The following is a 22,202-nucleotide window of genomic DNA, read 5'->3' on the forward strand; positions in this document are numbered from 1 at the left end:
AAAGAGTAGGATATAATTTCAGACCAATTTCGTGCGTTTTTGAGATGGCAATCATCACGCATTGATTGCTACGAAGAAGCAATGACCATAAGGATTAAAGCTATGGGTTTTCTTTCCGGTAAGCGTATTCTGGTGACGGGTCTTGCCAGTAAATTGTCCATTGCCTGGGGAATCGCTCAGGCCATGCATCGCGAAGGCGCTGAGCTGGCGTTCACCTACCAGAACGACAAACTAAAAGGCCGTGTGGAAGAATTTGCCGCTCAACTGGGGTCCAGCATCGTACTACAATGTGATGTGGCCGAAGACGCCAGTATTGATGCGATGTTTGCTGAACTGCGCCAGTCCTGGCCGACATTCGACGGATTCGTGCATTCCATCGGTTTCGCGCCTGCTGACCAGTTGGATGGCGACTATGTGAATGCGGTCACCCGCGAAGGTTTTAAAATTGCTCATGACATCAGTGCTTACAGCTTCGTTGCAATGGCAAAAGCTTGCCGCTCTATGCTGAACCCTGGCTCTGCGCTCCTGACGCTATCCTACCTGGGCGCTGAGCGCGCGATCCCTAACTACAACGTGATGGGTCTGGCGAAAGCTTCTCTGGAGGCAAACGTCCGTTACATGGCTAACGCAATGGGTCCTGAAGGTGTACGAGTGAACGCCATCTCCGCAGGTCCAATCCGCACTCTTGCCGCTTCCGGCATTAAAGATTTCCGTAAAATGCTGGCGCATTGTGAAGCGGTTACGCCGATTCGCCGCACCGTGACTATTGAAGATGTGGGCAATTCCGCAGCCTTCCTGTGCTCCGATCTGTCTGCCGGTATCTCTGGTGAAGTTGTTCACGTTGATGGTGGCTTCAGCATTGCAGCGATGAACGAGCTGGATCTGAAATAATCGTTTAGTCTTCAGTGGGCGGCCTGCCGTCGCCCATGATTTTCACCGCCTCCTCCACTGCCCTGCGCCATATATACTTTTCCGATATTTATTATCACGTAACAATCTTTCATCCCCCCATCGGCTTACGTCAGGATATCGCAGCGCAAACGATCCGGCGTAGGTGTATGACGACGTGTCCGGGTCGCCACTTTTTAGACCAAGGAACGCCCATGGAACAACGCCGAATTGTAGGCAAAAGCCACTGGTATCATGAGACGCAATCCAGCACGTATCCGCAAGATGTTCTGCCGCTGGTGCCGGAGGCCGCTCATGTTGACGACAGCTTTTTACTGGACCTGGCGATATCTGATGACGTACTTTTACCCTTTCAATCCTGGTTAACCCCTGCCCGTAAACTTGCCCAACTTCTTTTCCCTGCTCACGTAGACAGGGATCAGATGCATACATTCAGCGCCTATGAACGGATGAGTACCGCCCTGACCGTCGCTCAGGTATATGGCGTGCAGCGATTGTGTAATCACTATGCCGCACGTTTAACGCCGCTGCCGGGCCCTGATTCGTCTCGTGAAAGTAATCACCGACTGGCGCAAATCACCCAATATGCGCGCCAGCTCGCCAGCTCACCTGCTGTGATTAGCGAGCGCGATCGTCAGCACCTTGATGCGGTCGGGCTGACCACCTGCGATAGCATACTGATGAATCAAATCATCGGATTTGTTGGCTTCCAGGCACGGGTAGTTGCATTACTTCAGGCCTGGTGCGCCCACCCGGTGCGTCGCATAACGGGCCTGGATGTACAGCAATTCGCTCACGCCTTGCCATTTAGCGCCACAAACTCAATCTGGCACGCTGCGCCTTTAGCGCGCGAAAAACAGCATGCCTACGTTGAATCGATAGCAGGTTATCCCAACGAACTGCACGCGCTGATCCCCTTGTTAACGCATTCACCTGACGTATTAGATTTACTCAGATCTCTGATTTTCAGTACACAACGCAGCGATATGCCGACGCGGGCATTTTCTCTGACGACCCTGATGACATCTCGCATCAACGGTAGCGTGGCCTGCTTTAATGAACACGCGTATACCGCACATGAATTAACTGACATCATCACTGTCCTTCGTCAGGACGAACGTGAATTGCAGCGCTGGGAACAACGACATCCGGTTGAGCGCGTCACCCTGCAGGCGGTACAATGGCTCACCCGAGCGCCCGACCGCTTTAGCGCCGCACTGTTAACACCGTTGTTCGATCAAGGTATCTCTTCAGAACAGGCGATTAACCTGCTGGCCTGGAGTGGATTATGCGGATGGTTAAATCGCTTGAAAATCGCGCTGGGCGAGACGTATTAACCGATCCACCTACTTAAAGAGCGCTTGCTGCAACTGGCAGAATCGCGTAAAACTGTCAGCCGCTCTTTTAGCCACGAAAATAGACAATTATGCTTCAGGACAACCCGCTGCTAGCGCAGCTTAAACAGCAACTACATTCCCAGACGCCGCGTGCTGAAGGGGTGGTAAAAGCCACGGAAAAAGGCTTTGGCTTCCTGGAAGTCGATGCACAAAAAAGCTATTTCATTCCACCGCCGCAGATGAAAAAAGTGATGCATGGGGACCGTATTGTTGCGGTGATCCATACGGAAAAAGATCGCGAGTCTGCTGAGCCGGAAGAACTTATCGAACCCTTCCTGACGCGCTTCGTGGGTAAAATTCAGGGCAAAAATGACCGTCTGTCCATTGTGCCGGACCATCCGTTACTGAAAGATGCGATCCCTTGTCGCGCCGCCCGTGGCGTTGAACATGAATTTAAAGAAGGTGACTGGGCCGTGGCGGAAATGCGCCGCCATCCGCTGAAAGGCGATCGCACCTTCTACGCTGAATTAACCCAATTTATCACCTTTGCGGACGATCACTTTGTTCCGTGGTGGGTCACGCTGGCGCGCCATAATCTCGAAAAAGAAGCCCCGGACGGCGTAGCGACTGAAATGCTGGACGAAGGTCTGGTGCGTCAGGACCTGACCGCCCTCAATTTCGTCACCATCGACAGCGCCAGCACCGAAGATATGGACGATGCGCTGTATGCCGAAGAACTGGCCGATGGCACGCTACAGTTAACCGTCGCTATTGCCGATCCTACCGCCTGGATTGCAGAAGGCAGCAAACTGGATAAAACAGCGAAAATTCGTGCGTTTACCAACTATCTGCCGGGGTTCAATATCCCGATGCTGCCACGTGAGCTGTCTGACGATCTGTGCTCGCTGCGCCCGAACGAAGTACGCCCGGTTCTGGCTTGCCGTATGAGCATTACCGCCGACGGTACGATTGAGGACAACATCACCTTCTTTGCAGCGACTATCGAGTCTAAAGCGAAGCTGGCCTATGATAACGTCTCCGACTGGCTGGAAGGCACCGGCGACTGGCAGCCTGAAAACGACGCGATTGCTGAACAAATCCGTCTGCTGCATCGTATTTGCCTAAGCCGTGGTGAATGGCGGCACAACCACGCGCTGGTATTTAAAGATCGTCCAGATTACCGTTTTGTCCTCGGTGAGAAAGGCGAAGTGCTGGATATTGTGGCGGAACCGCGTCGCATCGCTAACCGTATCGTGGAAGAGTCAATGATTGCGGCAAATATTTGTGCTGCACGCGTACTTCGCGACACGCTGGGCTTCGGCATTTATAACGTCCATATGGGATTTGATCCGGCTAACGCCGACGCACTGGCTGCGCTACTGAAAACCCATGGTATGCACGTAGATGCCGAAGAGGTTCTGACGCTGGAAGGCTTCTGCAAACTACGCCGCGAACTGGATGCGCAGCCTTCCGGTTTCCTCGATAGCCGTATTCGTCGGTTCCAGTCGTATGCTGAAATCAGCACCGAGCCAGGCCCGCACTTTGGGCTGGGTCTGGAAGCCTATGCCACCTGGACCTCTCCGATTCGTAAATATGGCGACATGATCAACCACCGTCTGCTTAAGGCCGTCATCAAAGGCGAAACGATTGCCCGTCCGCAGGATGATACGACCCTGCAAATGGCCGAACGTCGTCGCCTGAACCGCATGGCCGAACGCGATGTGGGTGACTGGTTATACGCCCGCTTCTTGAGCGACAAAGCAGGCACTGACGCCCACTTCGCGGCCGAGATCATTGACGTCAGCCGCGGCGGTATGCGAGTGCGTTTAGTGGATAATGGCGCAGTCGCATTTATTCCGGCCCCGTTCCTGCATGCTGTTCGTGACGAACTGGTATGCAGCCAGGAAAGCGGTACCGTACAGATCAAAGGTGAAGTGGTTTACAAAGTCACAGATGTGATTGATGTCACCATTGCTGAAGTGCGGATGGAAACCCGCAGCGTTATCGCTCGTCCAGCCGCGTAACATCGATAAAGCTAACGGCCTTTCTCTTTTTGAGAAAGGTCGTTTTCTTTTCCCTCCCAAATCTCCATCACGCACTACACTTCTTTCATCCGGACTAATTTATTTTTTACTATTTTCAGTTCCGCTGGCTTTGCTTTTTTTAGATTCTGGATTACATATAAATACATAAATAAAACAATACGTTCAGCCATAATCACCCTGTATGAATCATGGCTACCTATACTTTTGAGGCTCTATGCGCTTTAAACGGGATAGTACACATCATGAAAGACGTCCGGGAGCGGGTTACGTTGTATAGCTATGTGGGCACTCATAACCCCTACTGGCGTTTGTCAGAGGATTGCAACATCCTGCATTTCTCTATCGACGAAACGTCAGCAGCCGATCAGACCGTTGAATTGTCAGTTGAGCAAGCCGACCGCATTCGCGAAATGACGGTGATTACGTCCAGCCTGTTAATGACGCTCCCCATTGAAGATGACGACATTCCTGTGCATCTGGTCGGCAGGAAAATCAATAAACGCGAATGGGCGGGTAGCGCATCCGCCTGGGATGACACCCCTTCCGTCGCGCGCGACCTGGCTCACGGCCTCTCTTTCGCTGAGCAGGTGGTTTCTGAGGCTAACGCCGTCATTGTCATTCTTGATCGCATGGGCAACATTCAGCGCTTTAATCGCCTGTGCGAAGAGTACACCGGTCTCAAAGAGCGCGAAGTGATTGGCCAAAGCGTTTTCACGCTGTTTATGAGCCGGCGCGAAGCCGCGGCCTCAAGACGCAACATTGCGGTTTTTTTTCGCGATGGTAACTCTTATGAGGTCGAACGTTGGGTAAAAACCTGCAAAGGCCAGCGTCTGTTTCTGTTTCGCAATAAATTTGTGCATAACGGTAGCGGTAAGAATGAAATATTTCTGATCTGCTCCGGTACCGATATCACTGAAGAACGCCGCGCTCAGGAACGTCTACGGGTGCTGGCAAATACCGACTCCATCACCGGCTTACCGAACCGCAACGCAATTCACGAGCTGATCAGCAACGCCATTGAAAACGCGGGCGGTACGCAAGTTGGGATTGTATATCTCGATTTGGACAACTTTAAAAAGGTGAACGACGCCTACGGTCATATGTTTGGCGATCAGTTGTTACAGAGCGTCGCGCTGGCAATCCTCAGCTGTCTCGACGATAACCAGCTATTGGCAAGGTTTGGCGGTGATGAATTTATTGTCCTTGCCACCGAAACGTCCCAGGGCGCGCTGGAGGCTACGGCATCACGTATTCTGACGCGCCTGCGTCAACCTTTTCGCATTGGACTAATAGAGGTCTATACCGGATGTTCAATCGGTATTTCTCTCGCACCACAGCATGGACAGGATGGCGAGAGCGTCATCCGTAACGCGGATACGGCCATGTACACGGCAAAAGAAGGCGGTCGTGGCCAGTTTTGCGTCTTCTCCCCGGAAATGAATCAGCGGGTTTTTGAATATCTGTGGCTGGATACCAATCTGCGTAAGGCGTTGGAAAACGATCAACTGGTTATCCACTATCAGCCAAAGATAACCTGGCGCGGTGAAGTACGGAGTCTGGAAGCTTTGGTTCGTTGGCAGTCCCCAGAACGTGGCCTCATACCGCCGTTAGAGTTTATCTCTTACGCCGAAGAATCAGGGCTCATTGTTCCGCTCGGTAGATGGGTTATTCTGGACGTTGTGCGCCAGGTGGCAAAATGGCGTGCCAAGGGGATAAATCTACGCGTGGCGGTAAACGTGTCTGCCCGCCAGCTCGCAGATCAGACGCTATTTACCGCACTCAAGCAGGTGCTTCACGATCTCAACTTTGAATACTGCCCCATCGATGTTGAATTAACGGAAAGCAGTTTGATTGAAAATGAGCAGTTGGCGCTATCCGTCATCCAGCAATTTAGCCAGTTGGGGGCACAAATCCATTTAGATGATTTTGGCACCGGCTATTCGTCGCTGTCTCAACTGGCCCGCTTCCCGCTTGATGCCATAAAACTGGATCAAACCTTTGTCAGAGATGTGCACAAGCAACCTATTTCGCAGTCGCTGGTGCGGGCCATTGTCGCGGTTGCGCAGGCGCTCAACCTGCAGGTCATCGCCGAAGGCGTTGAAAGTGCAAAAGAGGATGCTTTTCTGACCAAGAACGGCGTCAATGAGCGTCAGGGATTCTTATTCGCCAAGCCCATGCCTGCGGCTGCGTTTGAACGATGGTATCGACGACACCTGAACAAAAATACGCGATAATGCAGAAAGATTGATCGGAGAAAATAGCCATAAATGGACAATACGTGATGATCCTATCTGTATGTAATCACAGAATATATAATATTCTTCAATCATTCAGGTTAATACTATTTTTCCCTTCTCTTTTGTCATGAAATTCTGCATCATGAAATTCAAACTCTATTGCCCTTTGGATGATGACCATGTCTGATATCGACGCTCAGCGTCTGGCCGAACGCATTGATACCGTGCTGGATATCCTCGTTGCAGGTGATTACCACTCAGCCATCCACAATCTCGAAATTCTGAAGGCTGAACTGTTAAACACGGTCAAAGAAGATACTCAATCTTTGTCAACAAAACAGAAAGCTCCGTGGGAGATCTGATGACATCGCTCTCTTGATGTTAATGCTTTCAGCAGACTTCCGTTTATTTTCCGATACGATATTGCTATAAAAATTAATACTATGAATTCCCGACAACAATCTATTTTGCAGATGGTGACCGATAAAGGTCAGATGAGCGTTGCCGATCTGGCAAAAATCACCGGCGTTTCAGAAGTGACGATTCGACAGGATCTGAATACGCTGGAAAAACAGAGTTATTTACGCCGTGCGCACGGATTTGCTGTTTCGTTAAACAGCGATGATGTGGAAACGCGCATGATGACCAATTTCACGCTAAAACGTGAGCTGGCTGAATTCGCTGCATCACTGGTCAGCCCCGGCGAGTCCGTATTCATTGAGAACGGCAGCAGCAATGCGCTCCTGGCAAGAACCCTGGCGGAGCAAAAAGATGTCACTATCATTACGGTGAGCAGCTACATCGCTCACCTGCTCAAAGAAACTCCGTGCGAAGTGATTCTCCTCGGCGGGATTTATCAGAAGAAAAGTGAAAGCATGGTCGGCCCCTTAACGCGTCAGTTTATCCAGCATGTACACTTCAGTAAGGCCTTTATCGGCATTGATGGCTGGCAGGCAGACACCGGCTTCACCGGACGCGATATGATGCGTTCTGATGTGGTTAATGCGGTACTGGAAAAAGGCGCAGAGGTTATTGTGCTTACCGACAGCTCAAAATTCGACGCCATTCACCCATACACCCTGGGTCCTTTAGAGCGGTTCAGCCGCGTGGTGACGGACTCTAAGCTCAGCGCCAGCGTACAAATGCACCTTGAGCATTCAGGATTAACCGTCAATATCATTGATACCCACGCATAATGCCTGAGCAAGATGATTTGTCGGCAGGCAAATCATCTCCTCTCTGAGAGTTATCTGACAACCCAATTAAGACTTTTTACCTGTTGTTAACAGAATAAACTCGTAAAATTAATGTTAGCGATATAACAGGAGCGAACATCCAACTGCAGGATATTGGTTGTCATGCCTTCGCTAAACAGTTTCACGGAAATATCTTCGATAGCCACGATTTAGCGCTATCCTTAAAGAACACTGGATTCCGTGAATCAATAATTCAGGAGAAAGTATTATGTTAGTAACGAGCAAAAAAATGACCGCAGCCATTCTGGCGCTTACTCTGGCAATGTCTCTGAGCGCGTGCTCTAACTGGTCCAAACGCGATCGTAACACTGCTATCGGTGCTGGTGCGGGTGCAGTAGGTGGTGCAGTCCTGACGGATGGCAGCGCGCTGGGTACGCTGGGTGGTGCTGCTGTTGGTGGTATTATTGGCCATCAGGTAGGTAAATAATTTACGGTTGACCCGCTCGATATAATTAAACGTTTACTTTTTCAGCTCTGTATTTTAAAAAGCCACGGATTTTATCTCCGTGGCTTTTTTATTTAACCGCCAGCCAGTTTAACTTTCATACCTTTGGCCTCCAGCAATGATTTTATCAGGTCACGTTTATCGCCCTGAATTTCAATCACGCCATCTTTTACCGCCCCACCGCAACCACATTTTTTTTTCAGTTCAGCGGCTAATTTAGCCAGTTCAGCATCATCCTGATCAATACCCGTAATCAGGCATACGCCCTTGCCTTTGCGGCCACTGGTCTGGCGTTGAATGCGGACAATACCATCACCCTTTGGACGTTCAGGAGCGGCCTTAGGTTCATCAATACGCCCGGAATCGGTTGAATAGACCAGGCGAGAGTTTGAATCGCTCATTTACACACCTCGTTTTAGAGAGGCATTGATCATCTTCAGCGTCTGCGCCGGGTCGGCAGACTGCGTGACCGGACGACCAATCACCATATAATCCACACCGGCTAACTGCGCCTGCTCTGGCGTCATAATACGACGTTGATCGCCAGCCTCGCTGCCTTCAGGACGAATACCCGGCGTCACTAACTTAAATACTTGTCCAAACGCCTGTTTGAAACGTACCGCTTCCTGGGCTGAGCATACGACACCGTCCAGCCCGCAATGTTGAGTTAAACGCGCCAGTCTTTCAGCATGCTCTGCAGGTGACAACGTCACTCCGAGATCGGCAAGATCGCTGGCTTCCATGCTGGTCAGAACCGTCACAGCAATTAGCAATGGCGCATCCTTACCAAAAGGCACCAGGGCCTCACGGGCAGCCGTCATCATGCGCACCCCACCAGAGGCGTGTACGTTAACCATCCACACGCCGAGGTCGGCAGCCGCCGCTACGGCATGTGCAGTTGTGTTGGGAATATCATGAAATTTCAAATCAAGAAAGACGTCAAAACCACGCTGCTGTAGTTCACGAACCAACTGAGGTCCAAAAAGCGTGAACATCTCTTTGCCCACTTTCAAACGGCAATCACGAGGATCAATTCTGTCGACAAAAGCTAATGCTTTATCACGATTAGCGTAATCGAGAGCGACAACGACAGGAGAATCAGTAACAGCACGAGAAGAAGATGAAGCAGTAAACGTCATGACCAGACCTTCCTGAGGATGGGCGCCAGTGGTGGCGCAAAATGGGTAAACGGCGTGCATTCTACCTGCGGCAATAGAAAATTAACAGGCGCGATTACATTTCTGCCAGGCGAACTGGCAGCGGAGGTTGATGATGGGACGATTACAATTCATTAGGATGTTGTAACTAAAGTAAGGCTTTTTTAAAAATTACAGTCCATCCAACCCGCGAATAGGTTTAATGGTTGACCATGAACGGCAGGATGGACAATGCCAGTACAGCGTATAAGCGGTAAAGCCGCATTTCTGACAGCGGTAGCGTGGCTTACTACGTACCTGCTCCCCGACCATATCGCGCAGCACCATCAGGCTCTCTTTGGCACGCCCTTCTTCTGCTTCGTTAAGATGATAATCCATCAGCTTGTGGAATACACGCATCGTAGGGTGGCGTTGCAGCTGGCGAGTGATATAAACCTGAGCGGTATCAGTCCCCTCACGCGCCTCAAGAATATCTGCAAGCATGAGTTCAGCGGCGGCACCCGTATTTTCCTCAACCGCACGACGTAAAAACTCAGCCCACTCATCGTTTTTGCCCAGATGCTGGTAGCAGCTTTGCAGCATTTCCAGCGTTTCACTGACCAGCTCTTTATCCTGAGAAATCACCCGTTGCAGACTTTCAACCGCCCTGGAGTAATCGCCGTTCAGCATATATACGCGCCCCATCATAATGGAAACGCGGGCGCTGTTTTTGTCTGCTGCCGCCCCTTTTTTCAACAGCGTCATGGCACGATCCATATCGTCGTTGCCCATTTGCTGTAACGCCAGTTCGCAGTAAAAATGCGCTATCTCAATACGTTGTTTATCTTTGCCAAGCTTCACCAGACGCTCTGCAACGTCAATAGCTTTCTGCCATTCGCTGGTTGCCTGATAAATTTGCAGCAACTGCTGTAAGGCGCCAACGCGAAAATCTGTTTCATCGGTGAGCTGGTTGAACATGTCTTCCGCACGGTCATACAGGCCGGCGGCCATGTAATCGCGGCCCAACTGTTGCACTGCCAGCAAACGCTGTTCGTAGGTCAGCGAGGCGCTTTCCATAAGGGTTTGGTGGATGCGGATTGCACGATCGACTTCACCGCGCGAACGGAACAGGTTTCCGAGGGTGAGATGAGCCTCAACGGTGCCCGTATCCTCTTTCAGCATATCGAGGAACAGATCCACCGCTTTATCTTGTTGGTTGCTCAGGAGGAAGTTCACCCCAGCGACATAGTCACGGGAAAGTCGGTTAGCTTCATCCTGCTTTGTTTGTTGCGCACTTCTGCGACCCATATACCACCCATAGGCAGCGGCTACAGGTAAAAGCAGAAACAACAACTCCAACATAAATAATTATTCCTTCACAACCGACGAATCGGCAGATACCGCAACGTCGGTCGCAGGCGCAAGCTGGTTTTCCAGTCGTTTGATTTTACGTTCGGCGCGCGCAAGAGACACTCGAACCTTCAGCCAGAAAAGGCCGCAAATTAACCAACCAATCGCAAAACCTGCGGCAAACAATACAGCAAGCAGCGTAGAGATACGATACTCACCCTGAGCCAGCAGGTAATTAAACGTAACCTGTTGATCGTTTTGCGCGCCTAATGTCACCGAAATAACAAAAATCGCCAACACCAGTAAGAAAATGAGTAAATATTTCACATTACTTCCCGTTATGTGGTTTGAGCGAATAAATCGTGTCCAACTTACCGCGTTGAGCCCTTTAAATTACCATTTTCACACCGAGTGCGAAATGGAAAAGCGCTTTATGTCTTCTGATTTAAGGGCAAAATTTGAAAAATCAATCATAGCTAACTTTCTTGTTCACGCTGCGCGATTTCTTTGGTCTCCTGCACTGGCGGTGTTAAAGGCCCGCATATCCGCTGCGCAAGCCAGGTTGCCAGGGTCACCAACAGCCAGGAAATCAGAGTTGCAACCACCAAATCACGGGGCCAGTGCATTCCCAGCAGCAAGCGGCTCCCCATCACACCCGTCGCCCAGATGAGCAAGAATGCAATAGTCAGCGTACGTCTGCGTGGCCACAGCAATCCTACCGCCAACAAAGCCCAACTGGCAGCAAACATCGTATGTCCGGATGGAAAAGCAAACCCTGTTTCTTTTTGCCAGTGCTTACGTAGAAACGTTGGCACGTCCCGCTGTTCGGCTAATTGTTCTTTGACTAAGTTCCCACGATCTTTACGTTTTAAAGTGTAGAACTCATCAACCGGAATATTGTGCGTTTTTTCCAGCCATACGACAAATGGCCGCGGTTCCTGCACCCTGTCTTTAACCCAGGACTTCACGCCCTGCCCAACTAAAATCGCCGCCGCCAGGATCGCAAACAGCATTACCGCCGCTTTCAGACGAAAACGCAGACACCACAAAAACCATGCACAGAGCGCTACGTGAGTGATAATCCCCCATGGCTGTGTCACCGTTTCCGTTACCCAGTACAGGGATTTTAACCACCAGACATTATGCCCTGGTTGCCAACTCCAACCTGATACCCATACAGCAACCGGCATGATCAGCAGCAGTCCGGCGCCGACTGCGGTGCGCTTTGCAATTGAAAGCATTGCCTCTCCTTTCGTCGATAAGTATCACAATCATAACTGAAAAATACGCACGCCGGGAAAATTGACAATTTTGTGCCATTCCAAAAGCGAATCCGTTGTCGCGATTAGGTGAACATCGCTGGCTTATGGCAAAATAGTGCAATACAGAACAGAAGCCAACAGGCGACGGCACGACAGTGCCAGCATAATCTGGAGAATTACATGCAGCTTAAACGTGTGGCAGAAGCCAAACTGCCAACCCCCTGGGGTGATTTCCTGATGGTGGGATTTGAAGAACTGGCAACCGGACACGATCACGTCGCGCTGATTTTTGGCGATATTACAGGCCAAACGCCTGTCCTGGCACGTGTCCACTCTGAGTGTCTGACTGGCGATGCGCTGTTTAGCCTGCGTTGCGATTGCGGTTTCCAGCTCGAAGCGGCCCTTTCCCATATTGCTGAAGAAGGGCGTGGTATTCTGCTCTATCATCGTCAGGAAGGACGCAACATTGGCCTGCTAAATAAAATCCGCGCCTATGCGTTGCAGGACCAGGGGTATGATACGGTTGAAGCCAATCATCAGTTAGGATTTGCGGCAGACGAGCGTGATTTCACGCTGTGTGCGGACATGTTCAAGCTGCTGGGCGTTGACGAGGTACGTTTGTTGACCAATAACCCGAAGAAAGTGGAAATTCTGACCGAAGCGGGTATCAATATCGTTGAACGCGTGCCGCTGATTGTAGGTCGTAATCCGAATAATGAACATTATCTGGATACCAAAGCCGCGAAGATGGGCCATTTGTTAAATAAATAATTTCCGTTTACCCGGTACAGAGAAAAGCCTGCTCACGCAGGCTTTTTTACATGCTATTTCAACATATTACGAATGACATAGTGGAGAATACCGTCGTTCTGGTAATACGTTAACTCCGTCGCGGTATCGATGCGGCAACGGCACAAAATCACCTCTTTATGCCCATCCGTACGGGTCAAACTTACCGGAACTGTCGCCCCCGGTTTAATGTTTTGCAGATCCGTAATATCAATCATTTCCTCACCGGTTAATCCCAGCGTTTTACGCGTGACCCCCTGTGGGAATTCAAGCGGTAAAATCCCCATGCCGATCAGGTTAGAACGGTGAATTCGCTCAAAGGACTCAGCAATCACCACACGCACACCCAGCAAGCGTGGGCCTTTCGCAGCCCAGTCACGACTTGAGCCAGAACCATATTCCTTACCGGCAATGACCGCCAACGGAACATTCTCCTGTTGGTATTGCATGGCGGCATCATAGATAGCCACCACTTCCGTCCCCGGCAAATGCCGCGTCATCCCGCCTTCCACGCCAGGCACCATCTCATTGCGGATACGTATATTGGCAAAAGTACCGCGCATCATCACTTCATGGTTTCCGCGGCGGGAGCCGTAGGAGTTAAAATCTTTGCGCTCAACGCCGTGGCTTTGCAAATACCGACCAGCCGGGCTATCCGCTTTAATGCTACCGGCTGGAGAAATGTGATCGGTGGTCACCGAGTCGCCTAACATCGCCAGAATGCGTGCGCCATGAATGTCCTGCACCGGATCCGGCGTAGCCTGCATATCATCAAAGAACGGCGACAAACGGATATAGGTCGAGTCTGACTGCCAGCCATAGGTGTCAGCCCGATCAACTTGAATCGCTTTCCATTCCGGTGTGCCTTCAAACACTTCGGCATACTCTTTATGGAACATAGCGGTAGACACCTGCTCAACAGCTCGGGCGATTTCCTGTGCAGTTGGCCAGATATCTTTCAGGTAAACGGGATCGCCTTTTCTGTCATGACCTAACGGATCTTTCGTCAGGTTGATATTCATATTCCCCGCCAGCGCATAGGCCACGACCAGCGGCGGAGACGCCAACCAGTTCGTCTTGACGAGCGGATGGATGCGCCCTTCAAAGTTACGGTTGCCGGAAAGCACTGCGCCGACCGTGAGATCGCCTTTTTTGATCGCCGTCTCAATAGGATCGGGCAGCGGTCCGGAGTTACCTATACAGGTAGTACAGCCATAACCCACGAGGTTAAAGCCCAACTCATCGAGATACGGTGTGAACCCGGCCTGTGCCAGGTAGTCAGAAACGACTTTAGAGCCAGGCGCCAGCGAAGCTTTAACCCATGGCTGACGTTTCAGGCCAAGCGTAACCGCTTTCTTCGCCAGCAGACCCGCCGCCATCAATACGCTTGGGTTAGAGGTGTTGGTACAAGAGGTGATCGCAGCAATCACCACCGCGCCATCCGGCAACTGGTATTGATGCCCGTTCATTGTATAGTCCACTGGCAGACGATCTTTTAGCGAGCTATTCACCTCAAGCTCGTTACTCGCCGAGAACGCTTTAGGGACATCAGCGAGTGCGACCCGATCCTGCGGACGTTTCGGCCCGGCAAGACTCGCTTCCACACTGCCCATATCCAGCTCCAGCGAACTGGTAAATACGGGTTCATCGCCTGGATTACGCCACATTCCCTGCGCTTTAGCATAAGCGCCGACCAGCTCGACCTGCTCCTCACTACGTCCGCTCAGGCGCATATATTCAAGAGTGATGTCATCAATCGGGAAGAAACCACAGGTTGCGCCATATTCCGGCGACATGTTCGCAATGGTTGCCCGATCGGCCAGCGGTAAGGTGTCCAGACCATCACCATAGAATTCAACAAATTTCCCAACCACACCATGCTTACGCAGCATTTGGGTGACGGTCAGCACCAGATCGGTCGCGGTGATACCTTCCCGCAGTTTGCCTACCAGCTTGAAACCCACCACGTCAGGGATAAGCATTGAGACCGGCTGGCCCAGCATCGCGGCTTCGGCTTCAATGCCCCCGACGCCCCAGCCCAGCACACCGAGACCATTTATCATCGTAGTATGGGAATCGGTCCCGACCAGCGTATCCGGATAAGCAACCCATTCACCGTTTTGTAATTCGCTCCAGACAGCTTTACCCAAATATTCAAGGTTAACCTGGTGGCAAATCCCCGTTCCCGGCGGCACAACGCTGAAGCGACTGAATGCTTGCTGCCCCCATTTCAGGAACACATAGCGCTCATGGTTACGTTCCATTTCCAGGCGGACGTTCTCTTCGAAGGCGTCATCATCACCGAAACGATCCACCGTTACGGAGTGGTCAATGACAAGATCCACTGGCGAAAGCGGATTCACTTTTGCCGTATCCCCGCCCAAACGTTTTACCGCTTCACGCATAGCGGCCAGATCGACCACCGCGGGTACGCCGGTAAAGTCCTGCATCAAAACGCGAGCGGGTCGATAGGCAATTTCACGATCGGCATGAGCGGTTTCCAGCCAACGCGCCAGCGCATGTATATCGTCTTCGGTAACGGTATTTTCGTCCTGCCAGCGAAGCAGGTTCTCCAGCAAAACTTTTAGCGATTTAGGTAGGCGGGTGATATCACCCAGTGTTTTTGCGGCCAGAGGCAAGCTGTAGTAACGGTAGGTTTTATCATTAACCTGCAATGTGTCCTTACTGGCTTCGCGTAGGGTCGACGACATAGCTCCTCCTTAAATGACAGGGTTGGATCCCCTGATTTTCTTCAGGGTTAGTATTAAAGATAACACAAACAAAATGTAACGCTTTGATAACAACTCAAATTGATAAAAGTGGAGAACATCAGAAAAGCGGCGTGTGGTATAAATTGCGAGGAGAAGGTACGAGAGCGAAAGTGGGTCGCGTTAATGTGTAACAGGCATGTATGCAATCGATAATATGCGGATTAGCGGGGACATCGCGACTGCATGTAATAAGTCATTCGATGTTTCAGACAGAGGATGAATAATAATAACGATAAAATTGGTATTAATTACTGTTTCTGTTCATCATCAGTAAACAGATCAATAAACGCGCGTTGTTCAGGGGAAAGCGTCCAGGAGGTGGGGATTTCCGGCCCATTCTCTGCGCCGGTATTGCTCTCTGGTTCATTTTCATGAGGAGATGGCGTCGCGGTGGCGTGTTGTTCCGATGCGGACATGACCTACCCCCACACTTGCCAGGCCACGAGCGCGACGACAATCCAGAACACAGCAGAGCCGAGAAAAACAGCAAACCAGGCTTTACGTTTCATCGCGGGATCCCTGCGTGCTGGCTGGTTTCCTGAAGGCATCGCTAACCTCATACTATCGAAATCACTTATCATTTAGGCACCAAACAATCGGTACAATTAATCATCAGATAGGAGGAATCCTAATAAAAAAGGCGAAAAAAAGCCAGTGAATTTTCAGACTCGTCCTGATAAATAAATCGATTGTTTGATCGGTTATAAATATTTGAAAGGAATTTTTGGCAAGCTAACTAATTTGAAACTACTTTAGAGAACCTTTTCCACAAACTATATATGGTTAATTTATTTGCGGCAAATTAGCAATATTCAGCGTCTCCCGTCGGTATCGCATTATGCAGAAGGATACCGACGAGATAACAGCCGGTATTATTTCTCAGGCAATTTGATATCTTTAAACATGGCTTCAATATCATCATTCGAACGCAACGCCACCGCAGTATCCACCACATCTCGCGTCAGATGTGGCGCGAAACGTTGAATAAAATCATACATGTAACTGCGTAAAAACGTGCTGCGACGAAAACCAATCTTAGTGGTGCTATGACTGAAGATATCGTGCGCGTCAACACGGACAAGATCCGGATCGGAGACGGGATCGACCGCCATGCTGGCAATTACCCCTACCCCAAGCCCCAGACGCACATAGGTTTTAATAACATCGGCATCGGTCGCGGTAAAAACTATCCGCGGTTCCAGACCCGCACGGTTAAACGCGGTATCCAGTTCCGAACGCCCGGTAAAACCAAAGGTGTAGGTGACCAGCGGGTACTGCGCCAACTCTTCAATAGAAACAGATGCTTTTCCCGCCAGCGGATGATCCGGCGTCACGACGATCGAGCGGTTCCAGTGATAGCAAGGTAACATCACCAAATCGTCATACAGATGCAGGGCTTCCGTCGCGATGGCAAAGTCCGCATTCCCTTTCGATACCGCTTCGGCGATTTGCGTCGGCGACCCCTGGTGCATGTGCAAAGAGACGCGAGGGTATCGCTCAATAAAACCTTTAATCACGTTTGGCAGTGCGTAACGTGCCTGCGTGTGGGTCGTCGCGATGTATAGCGAGCCTTTGTCCGGCCAGGTATGTTCGCCGGCCACGGACTTAATGGCGTCCACCTTTGACAGAACCTCACGCGCAATGCGGATGACTTCCTGCCCCGCTGGCGTAACCTGCGTCAGGTGCTTGCCGCTACGGGCAAAAATCTGGATGCCAAGTTCATCTTCAAGCATACGAACTTGCTTACTGATGCCTGGCTGGGAGGTATAAAGCCCTTCCGCCGTTGAGGAGACATTAAGGTTGTGGTTCACCACCTCAACAATGTAGCGAAGCTGCTGTAATTTCATGTTAAGCCATCCCGATTTATGCCATCAGATCATCGTTTCAGAGCAGGCTCGTTAGCGCTGCTAATACGATTTAATAATAAAAAACGTGTTAACTATAACCACTATATCATTTCTATGTAAGCTGTATAGGCATGACAAAAAATAATACGCCAGAAACAAAAAGGGCCGCTTACGCGACCCTTTAAGGAGAAATTCAGGCGGAATGCCGTTATTTCTTCCCTTCTACCCATTTACCGTCAACAAAGAACGCGGACCAACCGGTCGCCTTACCGTCTTTCTCAGCAGCAACGTATTGCTGCTTGGTTTTACGACTGAAACGGACCATGGACTTGTTGCCGTCCGGATCAGTCTGCGGCGCGTCTGCCAGATAGCGCAGTTTTTCCGGCAGACGATCGCGGAAGCGGTACAACTCTTCCACCAACGGCGCGCGGGTCTCACGTGATTTCGGGAACGTATTCGCCGCCAGGAAGATACCTGCAGCGCCATCACGTAACACGAAATACGCGTCAGATTTTTCACACGGCAGTTCCGGCAGCGGAACCGGATCTTCTTTCGGCGGAGCGACTTCACCGTTACGCAGGATCTTACGGGTGTTTTTACACTCGTCGTTGGTACACGCCATGTACTTACCAAAACGCCCCATTTTCAGGTGCATTTCAGAACCACATTTCTCGCACTCAACGATAGGACCGTCATAACCCTTGATGCGGAATTCACCCTCTTCGATCTCGTAGCCGTCGCAGGTCGGGTTATTACCACATACATGCAATTTACGCTTAGGATCGATAAGGTAGCTGTCCATCGCCGTGCCGCACTTCTGGCAGCGACGTTTGGCGCGCAGAGCGTTCGTTTCCGCGTCATCGCCCTCCAGCACGTTCAGTACTTCATTTTCCGGTACCAGGTTAATGGTGGTTTTGCAGCGCTCTTTCGGCGACAGCGCATAGCCGGAACAGCCCAGGAAAACGCCGGTGCTGGCAGTACGAATACCCATCTTGCGTCCGCAGGTCGGACAATCAATGCTGGTCAGCACCATCTGATTCGGACGCATCCCGCCCTCTTCAGGATCTTTCTCGGCTTTATCCAGTTGCTGAGTAAAATCAGTGAAGAAGTTGTCGAGTACGCCTTTCCATTCGGCTTCGTGATTCGCCACCTGGTCGAGGCTGTTTTCCATCTGCGCGGTAAAATCGTAGTTCATCAGTTCGCGGAAGTTTTCTTCCAGGCGATCGGTGACGATTTCACCCATTTTTTCAGCATAGAAGCGACGGTTCTCTACGCGAACATAGCCGCGATCCTGAATCGTGGAAATAATCGACGCATACGTTGATGGACGACCAATACCACGCTTTTCAAGCTCTTTAACCAACGAGGCTTCACTGAAACGTGCAGGCGGTTTGGTAAAGTGTTGCGCTGGCGTCAATTCGACAAGCGTCAACGTATCGCCTTTATCCACAGCCGGTAAGATGCGATCTTCATCGCCCTTACGCAATGCAGGCATCACTTTGGTCCAGCCATCGAAACGCAGAATACGACCACGCGCTTTCAGGCGGAAATCACCCGCGCCCACGGTTAAGGTGGTGGAGTCGTATTTAGCCGGTGTCATCTGGCAGGCAACAAACTGGCGCCAGATCAGCTGGTACAGTTTTTGCGCATCAGCTTCCATGTCTTTCAGTGATTCCGCCTGTACGGCGACATCGGAAGGACGGATAGCTTCGTGCGCTTCCTGAGAGTTCTCTTTGCTGGCGTACTGGTTCGCGCTCTCCGGCAGATATTTTTTGCCAAAATTATCGCTGATGTAATCGCGAACCATGGTGACGGCATCCTGACTCAGGTTTGTTGAGTCCGTACGCATATAGGTGATGTAACCCGCTTCGTACAAGCGCTGTGCCATCATCATGGTTTTCTTCACGCCAAAGCCCAGACGCGTGCTCGCAGCCTGCTGTAGCGTGGAGGTAATAAACGGCGCGCCCGGTTTGCTGCTGGTCGGTTTATCCTCACGTTCCAGGACGCTATAGCGCGCTTTTTCCAACAGGCTAACAGCGGCAAGCGTTTGTTCCCGGTTCACCGGGCGGAACGGTTTATCGTTCTGATGCGTCACCTCAAGCGGCAACGCATCGCCACCAGGCGTGGTTGTGTCAGCACTAATTTCCCAGAACTCTTCTGGAACAAATGCTTTGATTTCACGTTCGCGCTCAACCACCAGACGTACGGCAACCGACTGTACGCGGCCTGCTGACAGACCACGCGCAATTTTTTTCCACAGCAGCGGCGACACCATATAGCCCACGACGCGGTCCATGAAGCGGCGCGCCTGTTGCGCATTAACCCGGTCGATGTTCAGTTCGCCCGGTTTTTCAAACGCCTGACGAATAGCGTTTTTGGTAATTTCGTTAAACACCACGCGACTGTAGCGGGTGTCATCGCCGCCGATCACTTCCCGCAGGTGCCATGCAATGGCTTCCCCTTCGCGGTCAAGGTCGGTTGCGAGATAGATGTGGTCGGCTTTTTCAGCCAGTTGCTTCAGTTCAGAAACAACTTTCTCTTTACCAGGCAGCACTTCATAGCGCGCATCCCAGTTGTGCCACGGGTCAACACCCATGCGGTTGACGAGAGCGCCACGTTCATCCTTTTTGGGCTTTTTAGCCGTTTTGGTGGAGGTTGAGTCGGCGCTCTTTTTAGTTGCTGAGCCACTGGTCGGCAAATCACGGATATGACCGACGCTGGATTTCACCACGTAGTCATTACCCAGATACTTGTTGATCGTTTTGGCTTTTGCCGGGGACTCAACGATGACAAGAGCTTTACCCATATTCACCTTTACCTAATTTGATTCTTCCAGAATGCGTCGCACGTTGATTCACCTTCCACTGGCGACGAGACATCGATATGGTCTCTGCGTCGGCGGATATCAACCCCTTAAACTGATTCGCGCTTGTAATGTAACTCTCATGTAACTGAGTTAACAGGCTTTTTTGCTCACAAACGCTATTGCACGACGAAGTATTGGTCGAATGTCAAGCAAATCTGTTGCCAGATTGACGAAAGCGTCACACTGTACCTGATAAAATGCGTTACGCAACTTTATTAGCATGCAAAAACAAATCTCGCCAGTTGCAACCCCGACGTAAGACCTTCATTTATGTCAGGGAATATTTGCCCATAAGCCGGGCTCGGCGTAGACTAATGTCCTTGTTTAAGGAGTAAATAATGCATAAAGACACGCAACCTATCGATCGCGAAACGCTGCTGATTGAAGCCAACAAAATCATTCGTGAGCATGAGGACACGCTGGCGGGGATTGTCGCCACCGGCGTTACACAGCGAAATGGCGTGTTGGTTTTCAGCGGAGATTACTTTTTAGATGAGCAAGGGCTTCCGACGCCCAAAAGTACGGCGGTGTTTAATATGTTTAAGCACCTGGCGCACGTACTTTCTGAAAAGTATCACTTGATCGATTAATACAAGAAATGATTTGCCGGATGGCGACTCCGCCTTATCCGGCCTGGGATGTTACGATCCTCCAGGCCGGATAAGATGTTTGGCATCACCATCCGGCAATGACAATTTTACATCAGCGGTTTCTGTCCCCGCTGCCACCAGCGCAGCAGCAAACGATCGGCGCTCTCGGCCGCACTTCCGGTAAAGCGATCCATCAGTTTTTTGCGCTGCATATAGCGAACGCTTAACACTTCGCGACCGTCCATTAGCCCGAGAATCACTTCATCGCTGGTATTGATTTCATCCACCAGCCTGTTCGCCAGAGCCTGTTGCCCAAACCAGTGTTCGCCAGTAGCAACCTGCTCAATGTCCAGCGTCGGACGCATGCGTTGGACGAAATCTTTAAACAAGTGATGGGTTTCATTGAGATCTTCGCGGAATTTCTGCCGCCCTTCTTCCGTGTTTTCACCAAGCAGCGTCAGCGTGCGCTTGTACTGTCCGGCGGTGTGCAGTTCGATATCAATATCTTTCCCTTTCAGGAAGCGGTTAAAGTTCGGGATCTGCGCCACAACGCCAATCGACCCGACGATAGCAAACGGCGCCGAGACAATTTTATCTGCCACGCAGGCCATCATATATCCACCGCTCGCGGCGACTTTATCCACCGTTACGGTCAACGGGATCTGCTTATCGCGCAGACGCTGTAACTGTGACGCAGCCAGGCCATAACCATGAACCACGCCGCCCGGGCTTTCCAGGCGAACCACCACCTGATCCTGCGGTTTAACAACCGCCAGCACCGCCGTCACTTCTTCACGTAAGGCGCTGACCTCATGAGCATCCATACTGCCTTTAAAATCCAGCACCCATACACGTGGTTTATCAGATGACGTACTGTCTCCCAGTTTCGCTTTTGCCTTGGCTGCCTTCGCTTCCAGCTTCTGTTTCTTTTTCTGCGCCTTATGCCAGAATTTTTGCTGATGCCCGTCCAGTAACGCCAGCGACAGATCATCCTTCATCTCTTTATATTGCTCGCTGAGGTTAATAACCCGCAGCTCCCCGCGCTGACGTTTGCGTTGTGTCGCGTTCACAATCAGCATCACAACTACCGCAATAGCCACCACGACAGTGACAATTTTTGCCAAAAACAGCCCATATTCAGACAACAACTCCACGAGACCCACCTTGGTTAAACAACGCTATTTCCGCTCAGTGTACAACAGGCTGGTTAACCCGTCTTGCTTCATCCATGCTGGTGCTGAATCAGCAAAAAGCATGACAAAGCGTTCATTTTGCGGTGTTATTACCTTTGGCTGATTGAAAAAGAACAGGGTTTAAGGCATAAAGCCGGAACGTTATCGCGAACGAGATGGCCAGAGCGTT

Annotated in this window: 20 protein-coding genes; 9 read left to right on the top strand and 11 right to left on the bottom strand. The window is 50.9% G+C overall.

Going from position 1 to position 22,202, the window contains the following annotated elements; all coding sequences use genetic code 11:
• Positions 1-102: 102 nt before the first annotated feature.
• The 7 genes from fabI to osmB all read left to right on the top strand — a co-directional run bounded on the left by fabI (position 103) and on the right by osmB (position 8,211).
• Positions 103-891 (top strand): enoyl-ACP reductase FabI, encoded by a 789-nt coding sequence (gene fabI / locus ACVXHP_RS05355; RefSeq protein WP_447571009.1) that lies wholly within the window; start codon positions 103-105, stop codon positions 889-891.
• 212 nt (positions 892-1,103) lie between these two features.
• Positions 1,104-2,246, top strand: coding sequence for a CMD domain-containing protein (locus ACVXHP_RS05360; protein WP_447571010.1), 1,143 nt, complete (start codon positions 1,104-1,106; stop codon positions 2,244-2,246).
• A gap of 89 nt (positions 2,247-2,335) precedes the next feature.
• The gene (locus tag ACVXHP_RS05365) at positions 2,336-4,270 is read left to right on the top strand and encodes an exoribonuclease II (RefSeq protein WP_447571011.1); all 1,935 of its coding nucleotides are present in this window, start codon (positions 2,336-2,338) and stop codon (positions 4,268-4,270) included.
• Between the two features lie 263 nt (positions 4,271-4,533).
• Positions 4,534-6,525, top strand: coding sequence for a cyclic di-GMP phosphodiesterase (gene pdeR / locus ACVXHP_RS05370; protein ID WP_447571012.1), 1,992 nt, complete (start codon positions 4,534-4,536; stop codon positions 6,523-6,525).
• Between the two features lie 182 nt (positions 6,526-6,707).
• Complete coding sequence (locus ACVXHP_RS05375) at positions 6,708-6,890, top strand: YciZ family protein (protein ID WP_042308514.1); 183 nt, start codon at positions 6,708-6,710, stop codon at positions 6,888-6,890.
• Between the two features lie 81 nt (positions 6,891-6,971).
• Positions 6,972-7,724, top strand: coding sequence for a DNA-binding transcriptional regulator YciT (gene yciT, locus ACVXHP_RS05380; RefSeq protein ID WP_316128781.1), 753 nt, complete (start codon positions 6,972-6,974; stop codon positions 7,722-7,724).
• Between the two features lie 268 nt (positions 7,725-7,992).
• Positions 7,993-8,211, top strand: coding sequence for an osmotically-inducible lipoprotein OsmB (gene osmB / locus ACVXHP_RS05385; protein WP_038640946.1), 219 nt, complete (start codon positions 7,993-7,995; stop codon positions 8,209-8,211).
• A 92-nt stretch (positions 8,212-8,303) separates the two neighbouring features.
• Here the strand turns inward: osmB and yciH are convergent, their stop codons facing one another.
• The 5 genes from yciH to pgpB form a co-directional block, all read right to left on the bottom strand.
• Entirely contained in the window at positions 8,304-8,630 is a 327-nt protein-coding gene (gene yciH, locus ACVXHP_RS05390; protein WP_304699017.1) for a stress response translation initiation inhibitor YciH, read from the bottom strand.
• Positions 8,631-9,368, bottom strand: coding sequence for an orotidine-5'-phosphate decarboxylase (pyrF, locus tag ACVXHP_RS05395; protein ID WP_316128796.1), 738 nt, complete (start codon positions 9,366-9,368; stop codon positions 8,631-8,633).
• Between the two features lie 189 nt (positions 9,369-9,557).
• Entirely contained in the window at positions 9,558-10,727 is a 1,170-nt protein-coding gene (gene lapB / locus ACVXHP_RS05400) for a lipopolysaccharide assembly protein LapB (RefSeq protein ID WP_038640951.1), read from the bottom strand.
• A 6-nt stretch (positions 10,728-10,733) separates the two neighbouring features.
• Positions 10,734-11,042, bottom strand: a complete 309-nt coding sequence (locus ACVXHP_RS05405) for a LapA family protein (RefSeq protein ID WP_006684318.1) — start codon at positions 11,040-11,042, stop codon at positions 10,734-10,736.
• Positions 11,043-11,191: 149 nt separating this feature from the next.
• A complete protein-coding gene (pgpB, locus tag ACVXHP_RS05410) occupies positions 11,192-11,956 on the bottom strand; it encodes a phosphatidylglycerophosphatase B (protein ID WP_316128782.1) in 765 nt (254 codons plus the stop codon).
• Positions 11,957-12,157: 201 nt separating this feature from the next.
• On the opposite strand from pgpB, the gene ribA reads away from it, so the two are divergent.
• A complete protein-coding gene (ribA, locus tag ACVXHP_RS05415; protein ID WP_038640958.1) occupies positions 12,158-12,748 on the top strand; it encodes a GTP cyclohydrolase II in 591 nt (196 codons plus the stop codon).
• Between the two features lie 53 nt (positions 12,749-12,801).
• Here the strand turns inward: ribA and acnA are convergent, their stop codons facing one another.
• The 5 genes from acnA to topA form a co-directional block, all read right to left on the bottom strand.
• Positions 12,802-15,477, bottom strand: coding sequence for an aconitate hydratase AcnA (gene acnA, locus ACVXHP_RS05420; protein ID WP_447571013.1), 2,676 nt, complete (start codon positions 15,475-15,477; stop codon positions 12,802-12,804).
• A 308-nt stretch (positions 15,478-15,785) separates the two neighbouring features.
• Positions 15,786-15,953 carry a hypothetical protein gene (locus ACVXHP_RS05425; protein WP_447571014.1) on the bottom strand — a complete coding sequence of 56 codons (168 nt, stop codon included), beginning with the start codon at positions 15,951-15,953 and terminating at the stop codon, positions 15,786-15,788.
• Positions 15,954-15,956: 3 nt separating this feature from the next.
• Complete coding sequence (locus ACVXHP_RS05430) at positions 15,957-16,097, bottom strand: YmiA family putative membrane protein (RefSeq protein ID WP_233612535.1); 141 nt, start codon at positions 16,095-16,097, stop codon at positions 15,957-15,959.
• A 312-nt stretch (positions 16,098-16,409) separates the two neighbouring features.
• Positions 16,410-17,384: an HTH-type transcriptional regulator CysB gene (gene cysB, locus ACVXHP_RS05435; RefSeq protein WP_042308079.1), complete on the bottom strand. Its 975-nt coding sequence runs from the start codon at positions 17,382-17,384 to the stop codon at positions 16,410-16,412.
• Between the two features lie 208 nt (positions 17,385-17,592).
• Entirely contained in the window at positions 17,593-20,190 is a 2,598-nt protein-coding gene (topA, locus tag ACVXHP_RS05440; protein ID WP_447571015.1) for a type I DNA topoisomerase, read from the bottom strand.
• A 398-nt stretch (positions 20,191-20,588) separates the two neighbouring features.
• Between topA and ACVXHP_RS05445 the strand changes: the two genes are divergently transcribed.
• Positions 20,589-20,840: a YciN family protein gene (locus ACVXHP_RS05445; protein ID WP_003020616.1), complete on the top strand. Its 252-nt coding sequence runs from the start codon at positions 20,589-20,591 to the stop codon at positions 20,838-20,840.
• Positions 20,841-20,947: 107 nt separating this feature from the next.
• On the opposite strand, the gene sohB is transcribed toward ACVXHP_RS05445, so the two are convergent.
• Positions 20,948-21,994, bottom strand: coding sequence for a protease SohB (sohB, locus tag ACVXHP_RS05450; protein ID WP_304699034.1), 1,047 nt, complete (start codon positions 21,992-21,994; stop codon positions 20,948-20,950).
• Between the last annotated feature and the right edge of the window lie 208 nt (positions 21,995-22,202).

Source organism: Citrobacter freundii complex sp. 2025EL-00176 (assembly GCF_053309355.1).